The organism is Bartonella rattimassiliensis 15908 (assembly GCF_000278215.1).
Classification (GTDB): Bacteria; Pseudomonadota; Alphaproteobacteria; order Rhizobiales; family Rhizobiaceae; genus Bartonella; species Bartonella rattimassiliensis.
In genome coordinates, this window is record NZ_JH725069.1 from 152,864 (window position 1) to 165,926 (window position 13,063).

At 36.9% G+C, this 13,063-nt stretch carries 7 protein-coding genes and 1 pseudogene; 2 read left to right on the plus strand and 6 right to left on the minus strand.

All coding sequences use genetic code 11. From position 1 onward, the window contains the following. Positions 1-144: 144 nt before the first annotated feature. Positions 145-3,387, plus strand: a complete 3,243-nt coding sequence (locus MCY_RS08060) for an autotransporter family protein (RefSeq protein ID WP_007347879.1) — start codon at positions 145-147, stop codon at positions 3,385-3,387. A gap of 541 nt (positions 3,388-3,928) precedes the next feature. On the opposite strand, the gene MCY_RS08065 is transcribed toward MCY_RS08060, so the two are convergent. From MCY_RS08065 to MCY_RS08090, 6 genes are all read right to left on the minus strand, one after another. Then, on the minus strand, positions 3,929-4,711 hold the full coding sequence (locus MCY_RS08065) for an ABC transporter ATP-binding protein (RefSeq protein WP_007347880.1): 783 nt from the start codon (positions 4,709-4,711) through the stop codon (positions 3,929-3,931). Continuing rightward, positions 4,698-5,582 carry an ABC transporter ATP-binding protein gene (locus tag MCY_RS08070; protein WP_007347881.1) on the minus strand — a complete coding sequence of 295 codons (885 nt, stop codon included), beginning with the start codon at positions 5,580-5,582 and terminating at the stop codon, positions 4,698-4,700. The genes MCY_RS08065 and MCY_RS08070 overlap by 14 nt, the downstream gene beginning before the upstream one ends. Beyond that, positions 5,575-6,504: an ABC transporter permease gene (locus MCY_RS08075; RefSeq protein ID WP_007347882.1), complete on the minus strand. Its 930-nt coding sequence runs from the start codon at positions 6,502-6,504 to the stop codon at positions 5,575-5,577. Before MCY_RS08075 ends, MCY_RS08070 begins: the two co-directional genes overlap by 8 nt. A 2-nt stretch (positions 6,505-6,506) precedes the next feature. Continuing rightward, positions 6,507-7,580, minus strand: a complete 1,074-nt coding sequence (locus MCY_RS08080) for an ABC transporter permease (RefSeq protein ID WP_007347883.1) — start codon at positions 7,578-7,580, stop codon at positions 6,507-6,509. Positions 7,581-7,697: 117 nt separating this feature from the next. Further along, positions 7,698-9,302, minus strand: coding sequence for an ABC transporter substrate-binding protein (locus MCY_RS08085; protein WP_007347884.1), 1,605 nt, complete (start codon positions 9,300-9,302; stop codon positions 7,698-7,700). 290 nt (positions 9,303-9,592) lie between these two features. Further along, positions 9,593-11,218: an ABC transporter substrate-binding protein gene (locus MCY_RS08090; protein WP_007347885.1), complete on the minus strand. Its 1,626-nt coding sequence runs from the start codon at positions 11,216-11,218 to the stop codon at positions 9,593-9,595. 662 nt (positions 11,219-11,880) lie between these two features. Between MCY_RS08090 and MCY_RS08095 the strand changes: the two are divergent. After that, positions 11,881-13,044 (plus strand): annotated as a pseudogene (locus tag MCY_RS08095) (tyrosine-type recombinase/integrase); the annotation flags it as partial. Positions 13,045-13,063: the final 19 nt, after the last annotated feature.

A 13,063-nucleotide genomic window follows, 5' to 3' on the forward strand; every position in this document is an offset into this window, starting at 1 on the left:
TATACATTTAAATTTAAATTTGATAAACAAAGAAAAAAATTATCGAAATTGCGCTTTATTAGACACAAAGAAATATCTATTTTCTGTTCTTCTTTTAAAGAATGCGGGGAAATAAATATTGGGAGCTTTAAAAGGAGAGTATTCGTGTATAAAAAATTCCTTCTGTCATCTATAGCAACAGCAGCAATGATGCTATTTAACATCCAAATCAATGCGCATGCTGAATCTCTTGAAGTTTCTGGGAGTAAAAAAGAAGTCAGCGATGGCACCTATGAGACACTTCATACCCTAAAAGATGGTCAAATCTTCGGAAACCATTTAACAGTAATTGGTAATAAAGAAACAAATATAAATTTCCTCCACGGCTCTAAAAACTATGTTGTGATCGCTGAAGGCTCTAATAGTACAATTGAATTACTGAATGGTTCAATCATCAAGGGAATTGATTCTGCTATCCGCTTCGGTCTTGAAACAAAAAATGGTGGCACAATCAAAATGACTGGTGGATCTATTACCGTTTCCAACACTGGCGCAGAATTTATTGATAGTAAAGGCAACAAACTGGATAGTATCACAATATCGAGTGATAAAAACGATGCACCACTGGTAGTTGGAGTAGCAGCGCATGACAGCAGTCAAGTCACTTTAGAAAATGTAAAAATTACTCAAGCGAGAACTGCTATCATTGCAACTAACGATTCTAAAATAACAATTTCTAAAGGATCATTTGATGGAACTGTAGCTTCTCAGAACCATGGCACAATCAAAATGACTGGTGGGAAAATAACCTCAAAAAAAACAGCATTATCGGCAAACACAGGTGGACATATTGACACCACGAATGTTTTTCTAACAACAAATGGCAAAGGAAGCGGTGCAATTGCACATGGTACTGACAGCACAATTAAATTACATGGCAATACAGAAATTAACAATACTTTGGACGGTCTTGGAGCCTTTAGTGGTGGTAAAATCATTAGCGAAAATTTAACGATAAGCTTTAATAAAGCAATTGATCAAAACTCCGAGGAAGATCGCTCTGGTGTATCGGTAACAGGATCTAGTAGTATAATTGAGTTAACAGGCAAAACAATTATTAAAAATGTTGATGAAGGTTTCTATGTAGACGATGGGGGTAAAATCATTAGCGGAGATTTAACAATGATCGGTGATGAATCCAAAAAAATGACTGTTGGTGTAAACGTTGCAGAGCTTGGTAGTCTGATCGAATTAAATGGTAAAACAACCATTCAAAACTTTGATATGGGTCTTACTGCAGGAAATAACAGCACGATTAAGATGATTAATGGTAATGTAGAAAATGAAATAAAAGCAAAAACAATGGCGCTATCAGTAATATCGGGTGGACATATTGATCTTACAAATGTCTCTGTAGCAGCAGAAATCAGTGGCTTGCAGTTTATAGATTTCCTTGAAACCAAACCAAATGATCCACCAAAACATCAAAGTAATGAAATCAATTTAACCAATGCAGATATTCACATTGACAATGGCACAGGAATTCTCATTGGAGCTATTGCTAAAAAGAGTACTGAAGATATTCAAAACTTATCAATCGGTACACTTAATCTTAACAACTCAGAAATCCATACCGATGTATTATTAGATGATGGTATTTTTTGGAACAAAACTTCTTGGAATGATAAAATTGTGTGGAATGATAAAGAAGTTGAAGAAATATCAAATGGCAACTTCACATTAAATGCTGATCATTCTACTTTAGAGGGCAGAGCAAACATTGCACAAGAAAGAAACGTACGCTTTGATCTGAAAAATAATACAAAATGGACGTTGAAGATCAGCAATAATGAAAAAGATGCTGATGGCAATCTGCTTGATATTGCCCAAAGATCTCGTTCTGATATTTCCACGCTTAATCTCGATAACAGCTCCATTATTTTTAATAAGCAAGAAGATCATTACCAAACATTGCATATAGGATCTGGTAAACCAGATACGCAAACCGTCTACACTGCAGTCAATAATGCAAAGATTTACTTCAACGCAAAATGGAATGATGGCGCAGCAATAGCTAATCAAAAAACCGATAGACTTTTGATCAATGGAAACATCTCGGGCAACACATCAGTTTATGTTAATTTAGAAAAAAACAATGTTAAAGCAAATACCTCTGCCGCTCCTAATGTACGTGGTCTTTCACTCATTCAAGTTTCTGGAAAAGCAACCGAATCCTCTTTCAAACTAGTAAATGGCTATATGACAATAGATGGTTCTCCAGATATGTATACACTACGTGCCTATGGACCAGAGTCAAGCCAAGGTAAAGCCAACATTGAGCAAAACCTATTTGATAAAAAGAATGAAAACTTCTGGGATTTCCGTTTACAACCCGTGCTACTTGGCTCCAATCCTGATTCAAATCCTGATCCTAATTCAAATATGTATACCCCTGTACCACAAACAGCTAGTTACTTAGTCATGCCAAACGTTCTCTTCTATACGGGATTAACTGATATAGCCAAACAAAATGCGCTTTTAGCCGATATGAGAACATCTGTTTTGAGAAAAGAAGAAGATAAACAGACCAATTTCTTCCTCTACACTTATGGAAACACAGGAACCTTAGCTTCTGAACGTGGACCTCTCAAATACGGTTATGGCGCTGATATTCGTTATGCGGCTCTGCAAGCTGGCATTACATTGATGGAAAATGAGGGACAAAACACCACCACGCGTTTTGGCCTTGTAAGCAGCTATGGGCAACTATCATTCACACCGAAAGATATAGCAGATGCCGGTAAGAGCATACTGGATAAATGGTCACTAACAGCCTACGGCAACATACACCATAACAATAGTCTCTATATTGATACACTCTTATCCTATGGGATGATAAAAGGAAATATCACCAATGCTCTCATTGGTGAAACCGCAAAGTTGAACGATACTAAAATGTTGAGTATCTCCACCACTGTTGGCAAAGAATTTGCAATCGGAATGGAAGGTTTAACCTTCGAACCGCAGGCACAACTTGCCTATCAACATTTGATATTTAAGACCATTCACGATGCCGATAATCTTATCATTGATATGAAAAATCCTTCTCAATGGTTGTTCCGTGTTGGTGGGTGCTTGACACAAACGATTTCTACTAAAACCAACCGTGCGGTATCTTTCTATGGAAAAGTCAATTTACTCAAAACCTTTGGTGATGATAGCAGCATTCATATTGGCAGAGACTTTGACCTTGAACCTACAGATACTTCTCTTGAAGGGGGCATTGGCATCAACGCGCAACTGTCTCGCAATCTCTCTCTTCATGGTGATGTGAATTATCAACAAAAGCTTCAAAAAACTGGTATCTCTGGAGCAAGCTTTTCAGGCGGTCTACGCTATCAATTTTAAAACAAAGCCATAAAAAAATAATTCTGTAAAAACAAATGTATTTATTCTGTAAGCATTAACGAAAAAGGCAGAACATTATACTGCCTTTTCAATTTATACATCTAAATTTCTTTTTCTAAAAATCTTTCTCTTTTGACTGAAAATAGCCAAAAGATTCTAACAATTGTTATTTACAATTGAAAAAACCCTTACTCTTCCTTTTTCAAGAAACAAAGCTCTGTATTTTTGAAGAAATAAAACCTATTTCATAGAAAATCAGAAAATTTATTAATTAAATTATGAGGTTCTCAAGTACTATTGCTATTTTACCATTCTCATTAGAAAACTATCACAGAAAATATTTTTAAAAACAAAACTAAATAAATTCTAATCATATAGAAACAATTCATCTTATGAATTATATTTACATATATTATAAAGCAGAACGCATGATATAATAAAAATATTATATTTAGATATAACAATAAAAAATGAAAACCTCTATATTACAGTTAAAGAAGCCTCAAACAAAAAAGTCTATTTTTCTTTCTAACCAAACCTATCACACTCTCTCTTCTCTATGAACGATAGGCTCAATACTTGCTTCAAAAAACTCCTTTGTATAACCATGTTGCGCATGTAGATTACGCAATTCATCATTGCTAAGCTCTTCCAAAATAATCCCTTTATGCATAATTCCAACGCGTTCACAAATATGTGCAATAACAGCAAGATCATGGGATACCATCAAATAAGTAAGATTTTTTTTCTCTCTCAATGATTTCAATAAGTTTAAAATTTCAGCTTGTACCGACACATCCAATGCAGATGTTGGTTCATCAAGCAACAAAACCTCTGGTTCAATAATTAAAGCACGTGCAAGAGCAATACGTTGACGCTGTCCTCCAGACAACTCATGAGGATAACGATAAAGAAATGAAGAATCTAAACCAACAGCATCCAAAGCCTCCTCTACCCGCTGCTTTTGATTATCCATACCATAGATTTTGAGAGATTCAGAAAGAACCGTATGAACCATTTTTCTGGGATGAAGCGAAGCATAAGGGTCTTGAAAAACCATTTGAATACAGCGTAAAAAATTTTTACTTCTTTTTTTCTCGACTTTTTGTCCAGCAAAAAGGAACTCTCCACTATAATCTGGAATAAGCCCCACCAACGTGTTCAAGATCGTTGATTTTCCACATCCAGATTCACCAATCAACCCATAAGCCTCACCACGTTTAATATGAAAGTTAACATTTTTAACAACTGTTACTGCCTTATGCCTATGACCAAAAGTTACAGATAAATTAGAAACATTAATAATATTCTCACAACTTGTCATGAGGCACCTTCTCAACACCATTAACAATCGTAGGATTATACAACCAATCAGGATCACGCTCAGGCACAGCCAAGACATCAACAGGCTTATCAAGCCGTGGCAAACTGGCAAGCAAAGCCTTCGTATAAGGATGACAAGCGCAAGACAAATCAGAAGCAGACAACTCTTCTAACACACGTCCCGCATACATCACTAAAATACGATCACAAAAATCAGCAATCATATTCAAATCATGACTAATGAAAATCAGTCCCGCTCCAAACTTTATCACAAGTTCATCTAATACAGATAAGACTTGTCGTCTTACTGTAATATCAAGAGCAGATGTTGGCTCATCAGCAATAATTAAATCAGGCTTCGGAATAAGCATCATTGCAATCATCACACGCTGCCCCATCCCACCTGATATCTCATGAGGAAATAATCGCATCACATGTTCAGGATCACGAATATGAACAGACTCTAACATAGATATAGTTCGCTTTCGCGCTTCAGCTTTTGAAACACGGTAATGTATACGGTAAGCCTCCATAATCTGCTCCCCAATCCGTATTAATGGATTAAGTGAATATTTAGGATCTTGTAGAATCATTGAAATATGCTTCCCTCGGATTTTTCGCATCTGAGATTCACTTGCGGTCAATAAATTGACATCTCCAAAGCGCATTTTTTTGGCTTCAACAATTGCTGAAATTGGCCTCAACTTTAGTATTGCGCGTCCCGTCATTGATTTTCCAGATCCGGATTCACCAACAATTCCAATTTTTTCTTTTCCAACAGAAAAGCTAACACCACGCACAACTTCTGAAATGCCGCATGTTGTAGGAAAAGAAATACGTAAATCTTCTACTTCTAATAATTTATTACCCATTGCGTGGATCCAATACATCACGAAGACCGTCACCTAAAAGATTGAAAGCAAGGCTTGCAAATAATATTGCACAACCTGGTATTGCCGCCAACCACCAATTTGTCATCATAAATTCTCGCCCTGAAGAAAGCATCGCCCCCCATTCAGGACTTGGAAGTTGAGCTCCCAAGCCTAAGAATCCCAGACCCGCAGCCGTTAAAATAATTCCAGACATATCTAAAGTTAATCGTACAATCACTGAAGGAATACACATGGGCGCAATATGAAACAAAATAATCCTCCAAGCAGAAGCCCCCTGCAAACGAACGACAGCAACATAATCAGAAGAACGTATCGTTAAAGTTTCAGCTCGTGCTAAACGTGCGATTGATGGCCATGCTGCAATTGAAATTGCAATAGAAGCATTTTCGATCCCTGGACCCAATGCAGCTGAAAATGCAAGAGCTAAAATCAAACCTGGAAAAGCAAGAAAAATATCGACAATGCGCATGAGAACAATATCAACCCATCCCCCCATATAACCAGATACAGTTCCAACGATAAGCCCTATTGGACCTACAATAACTGTTGTGAGAAAAACAACATAAAGCGTAATACGGGAACCAAAAACAATGCGACTAAAAATATCACGCCCTAATTCATCTGTCCCAAAATAATGTGCCATAGATGGTGGTTGCAACCGATTTCCCAAATCATTGCTAAGAAAATCATGAGTAGCAATCCAAGGAGCAAAAAAGGCACATATGATAATAATACAAATAATAAGCAAACCGAATACAGCCGAAAAGTTATGAAAAAACTTAACCAATGCGTGATAAATTCTTTGTATGTTCGCTTGAATTACGGAATTTGGAACAGGAGCATTTAACCAATTCCCCCAAGAAAATGATGATGGCGATTTATGATGATTACTTACTGTCATATTCAACGTGTCCTTGGATCAAAAATGCGATAAAGAAAATCAGAAAATAAATTAATAGCGACAAAGATAAATCCTATAAATAAAGTACATCCTACAACTGCATTCATATCGCCAGCTAAAAGAGTATTTGTCAAATAACGCCCAAAACCAGGCCAAGCAAAAACTGTTTCCGTCAAAACAGCCCCTTCTAATAAAAAAACATAAGAAAGCGCAACAACAGTACTAACCTGAACAGCCACATTTCTAAAGGCATGTCCCCAGACCGTTCTAATCCACGATAATCCCTTTACACGTGCAGTAATGATATATTCCTGATTGAGCTGCTCAATCATAAACCCACGCGTCATACGGCTAATATAAGCCATAGCACCAAAAGCTAAAATCAAAGCAGGCATAATAATGTGACTAAAGACATTACCAAAAGCCTCCCATTGTCCTTGGCTCGCCGTATCCCAAAGAAAAAATCCTGTTTTAGGTTCAAAAGAATATTCATAAAGAAAATCGATACGTCCTGGACCACCAACCCAGCCGAGTTTGGCGTAAAATATTAACAACGCCATGAGCCCAAGCCAAAATTTCGGAGTAGAATAACTTAAAAGTGTAAAAATACGAACGATATAATCAATAAATGAATCGCGATACATTGCTGCAAAAACACCAAACGGAATTCCAAGACTTGTGCCAATAACGATAGCAACGGTTGCAAGTTCTAATGTTGCAGGAAATACATGCATAATATCCGCTAAAACAGGACGACCAGAAGTTAAAGCATCTCCAAAGTCAAATAAGAACACATTATGAATGTACTTCCAATATTGGATAATCAACGGCTTATCAAGACCCAACTTATAATACATTGTCTCATAAGCTTCCTGACTGATATTATCACCAAGAATAGACAAAACGGGATCGAGGGGAAGAAGATGACCAAGAAAAAAAGTAATTGTTACCAACCCAAGTAATGTGATAAAAACTGAAATAAGGAGTTTAAATCCCCTGAACAAAAAATCCCATAAAAACAATTTTTTTTTCTTTTCTGATACAGCTCTTTCAGTCTCTGAAAGTGGCAAAGCCATTATAAAAATCCCCTCCGTAGCAACAAAACATAAAGCGAATACTTTTAACAAAACAACTTTTTATTAAGCATGTTCTACAATCCTCCTCTCTAACATGCTCCTTTTTATTTTTCTGCATCATTGTTTTTCTATATCATTGTAGAAAACCCCAAAACCATTCCAAGCCCACTTTTTCACTGCAGGTCCCATACCAACGGTGTAATACGTCTGAAACAAATAAACCATAGGACCATGCTCAAACACATAATGCTGTAAAGCACGATACAGCGCAATACGCTTATTTTGATCTTTTTCAAACAAAGCATCTGTCACCATTTTATTGATATTCTCATCATAATAACCGGCACGCCAAGCCAAATACCCCTTGTACTTTTTTGTAAATGTTGGATCAGGATTAAAAACATTATTTAATGAAGTAGGATGCCCGTCAGGATCACCGCTTGCCCACGACAGAATAGCAGTATCATAATTTCCATCACGTACACGGCTTAACAATTGATTTTTCGCCATTGTTTCAATTGTGAGATCAACCCCAATTTTACGGGCATTCGCTTGAATAGACTGAGCAACAGATCTCATATAACTAAGGCTACCAACTAAAATATTTGCCTTAAAACCATCAGGATAACCTGCTTCGCTGATCAACTGTTTTGCCTTTTCTAAATCTAACTTAAACGGCATCCCCTCTTTTTCATCCAAAGATCCTGGAATACCCATTGGTATATAAGCCGCCCGTGGAATTGCAAGACCTTTTAAAACAGTTTTTCCAAGATTTTCATAATCAACCAAATAACGCAATGCCAAACGCACTTTTTCCTTAGCAAAAATTGCATTTTTGTTATTCAATGCTAAATACACCATTTGTGGCCGTAAAATACGACCAATTTTGATTGGACCTCCTTTTTTTTCAAGATCTAAAATATCCTCTGAAGAGAGGTCACGAGCTATATCCACATCACCTTTTTCCAAAAGAAATCTTTGACTTAACGAATCCGCTACGTGCTGCACAATAATCTGCTTAATTTTAGGCACATCGCCCCAATAATGCTGTGTAGCCTCTAACACAATTTTATCCCCTGGAAACCAACTCACTAATTTATAAGGTCCAACACAAGCCGAATGTGTTGCTAAATATTTATTCCCCATATCACCATTAATACTGTGCGCTTCAATTGTTTTCCGATCAAGTAAAGAAGAAGTATAAGATTGCCCAACAACAGCCAGTATAAGCTGAGTAGGATAGGGTTTATCTAATTTCAATTGTAAAGTCTTATCATCAAGAGCCAGAATATTTGTATCAACATTATCCTTAGTAAACCCGTAATTCACTAAAAATTGAGCATAGCCCAATCCTAATTTTACAATCCGTTGCATTGACCAAGCGAGATCTTGCGCCGTCGCCTTTCTTCCATCATCAAACTTCAAATTATCACGAAGATGAAAAACTATTTTCTTTCCATCATCCGAAACATCCCAAGATTTTGCCATCACAGGACGAATTTTTGTGGAACCATACTGATCATAAACCACTAATCCACTGCAAATATTGGTCAATAATTCGCTAGTAATAACCTCAACAGTTTGTGCTGGATCAAAACTACTAATTGAATCAATATTCCATGCCATCACCAATCTATCTTTAGACGAAACACTGAGTGCAGATGTTACAGCCCCATTTAAAAAAGCTGTTGCACTTAATAAAATAAAAAGTTTTTTCAACATTCTTCTTTCCCCATGTTATCTCTTCCTGTTATATTCTTTACATTTTTTCACACAGAGTGATTATGATTTGGCTCTTTCATCTTTTAAACAGCATAGCATCAAACATCAACTTTATTTAATAAACCCAACATCTATAAAATAGTTCTCTTGATACCACCCCCATTCATTATCCATGATACCCCCTTGTTATTCATGAACTTTGACGTATCGTAAAATTTTTAAACCCTATGCAATACGCTGAATATGTTATGATAATGCTTTTTATCTATTTGATAGCATTTAAGACATCCTTATTTTTCAATTTTACTATAAAAAATACGCGGCGCACTATTCCAAACCCATTTCTTAATATTGGATGTCATCGCTATAACATCATATTTTTGATAGATAAATGCATAAGGTCCTTTTTGCATCAGTTCGCGTTGTAAATCAGCATACATTTGCGCCCGTTTTTGCAGATCTTTTTGAAATAAGGCTTCTTCAACCTTTTGATTCATTTTGGCATCAAAATACCCATGCCTCCAACTAGGATAGGCTGTATTTCTAGCCTCAAGCCTATTATCTGGATTATAAACAAGACGTGAAGCCATAGTATGAGGATCTGTAGAACCGCTATTCCACCCCACAAAAGCCGTATCGAAAGCCCGTGCATTCACTTTTGAAAACAATTGTGTACCTGCCACATGTTCAATTTTAAGACGTACTCCCGCTTGTGCGGCACTATCTTGAAGCGATTGAGCAAGTAACAAAGTGTAAGGAGCGTTTGATACGAGAAAACTTACCTCAAATCCGTTCGGATAACCGGCTTCGGTTAAAAGTTGTTTGGCTTTTTGAATATCAAGTTTAAAGGGTTGTCCTTCTTTTTCATCCAAAGCCCCAAAGTTGCCAAGAGGAACAAAACTTGCTCGTGGAACACCAATCCCTTTGAGAAGTTTCTTACCAAGACCTTCATAATCTATAAGGTAGCGCATCGCCAAGCGTACTTTTTCCTTAGCAAAAATAGGATTTGTCGTATTAAATCCCCAGTATGTCATGCTTGGCGCCAACACTTTTTCAATTTTAATATCTGTTGTTTTTTGCAGATCTGCAAGATCTTCAGATGTCAAGTCACGAGCAATATCAATATCATGCTTTTGTAACAATAAGCGTTGTGTTCCTGGTTCTGAAACATGGCGAATGAGAATCTGCTTCAATTTAGGGGGAGGGCCCCAATAGTTGGAACTGGCATGCAACAAAATAGCTTCTCCAGGACGCCAACTTTTTAATTGATAAGGACCAACACAAGCAGCATGTGTTTTCAAATAATGATTTCCTAGATCACCATCTTTTTCATGCTTCATAATTGTTTTACGGTCAAGCAAAGCAGTTACATGATTTGCAACAATATTATTAAGAATGAGTTCTGCTGGATATGGCTTATCAAATTTCATCACCACTGTTTTCTCATCGGGGGCTTGCAAAGCATCATCAATATTTTGTGCTACAATTCCGTATTCATTAAAAGTTGCAGCAGCAGCCATCTTTAATTTGACAATCCGCTTAATACCCCAAATAAGATCATTGGCATTAGCTGGTCTACCATCATTAAACTTCAAGCCATCGCGCAAATGAAAAGTAATCACCGTACTGTGATCATCTCCTGAAACATCCCAATGTGTTGCTAAAGCAGGAACTATTTTCGTTGGGTCATCTGTTGCAGTACTCACCAAATTATCACAAACATTGTAAATAATTTCACTGCTATAAATATCATTGATTTGTGCGGGATCAAATGTACTGATTGCATCGAGATTCCAAGCCATTACAAGGATATCAGCGGGTGGTTTCGCTGAAATTTGTTGTGTAACTATCCCCAGCGTTATAAGAGTAGAAATAAGAGCACTGCCACTTTTCAATGTCTTTTTTTTCAAGTTCATAAACTTTTCCTTTTAACGTTATTGTATAAATTTCCCCTGCAGCAAAACGTGTGGAATAAATAAGTTTATACGAACCATAGGTCCTTAAAAACAAAGTATTAAAATTAAACAATAATACTTATTAACTACTCCTCCTGCCTATACTTACAAGCCAACCCCTAATATACATGGAAAAATAATTTAATATTTGATATTTTAATAAAACAGGAAAACCGCCTATCAGTCAAGATGCACCTACCTTTACTATTTCTGCAAGAAAAAATTTGAATTTTTCCATAATGCCCCGTCAAATAATAAGATATCTTATTTCCAAATAAAAGGAGTATGGGCACTATAACCATTGACATTCCCTTACGCGCTCGTACAAAATAAGATTAAGACTTTTTTTCAGCTTCTCCTCACAATGCTCAATTCATTGCTTGCATTTTTTCAGGAAAGAATATTTTTTCCATGATTTATTAATGAATTGCAAAGTGGCTTTTATATATCAATACATTGATTTATAATGATAATTAACTGTTTTGTATGTTGAATGAGAGTCCCGAATATCGTAGGATTCTCTCATTTCAAACCGGTTTATCTTGAATCAATCAAAACCACTCATTTGCACATAACAAGTGGGATGAGTGTGTGGATCAAATTTATATAAGAAAGGAATAAAAATGGCTCTTATGAACCGTCTTAATGCAAGATCTGTCGCAACATTGGGGGCCGGCAAATATAATGATGGTGCAGACTTGCTTCTTCACAAGCGTAAAGATGGAGGTGCTCAATGGATTTTACGGTATACCATTCACGGGCGCCGTCGTGAAATGGGTTTGGGGGCGTTGCGAAACGTTTCTTTAAAAAAAGCACGTGAATTGGCAAATCAATGGCGTTCTGTTTTACATGAAGGTCGTGACCCTATTAAAGAAAGTGAGAAACAAAAACGTGAAGCAATAAGCAATCTTCATTATTTAAAAGATATTGCTTTAGATGCTTTTGAAAGTAGGAAAGCTGAATTAAAAGATGATGGCAAGGCTTGTGATTGGTTTTCACCTTTACGTCTTTATATTCTCCCCAAATTAGGCTGTTTACCCGTTTCTGAGATTACCCAAACAGAGATACGCAATACACTTGCTCCTATCTGGCATACAAAAGCAGGAACAGCTAATAGAGCTCTTATTCGTCTCAATCTTTGTCTCAAACATGCGGCTGCTTTGGGTTTGGATGTTGATTTACAAGCTGTAGAAAAAGCACGCGCTCTCTTAGGCAAACAACTCCATAAAACACAAAATAGACCAGCCATGAATTGGAAAGATGTACCCACTTTTTATAAAACACTTTGCCAAAAAACAACCATAACACAACTGGCTTTGCGTTTGCTTATTCTGACAGGGGTTCGTACAAATCCTATACGCCATATTCATAAAGATCAAATTGATGGGGATATATGGACTATTCCTGCTGAAAATATGAAAGGAAGGCGTGATGCTACAACAGAATTTCGCGTCCCTTTATCAACAGAAGCATTGAAAATTTTAAAACAAGCGCGCAGGCTTTCTCGCAATGATTTCTTCTTCTCTGCAACCGGTCGCGGTCCCCTTGCTGCACGCTGTATGTCACACTATATGCAACAGACTGGACTTAAAGCCTGCCCCCATGGTTTTCGTTCTAGTTTACGTGATTGGCTCGCTGAAACAACCGATGCCCCCTATGAGGTCGCTGAAACTATTTTAGCGCATACGGTGGGGGGTAAAGTAGAACGTGCCTATCGTCGGACTGACTATTTAGACCAGCGTCGTGTTTTTATGGATAGATGGGCTTCTTATGTCACTGGTCAAAACAATAAAAGGTGTGGATCGC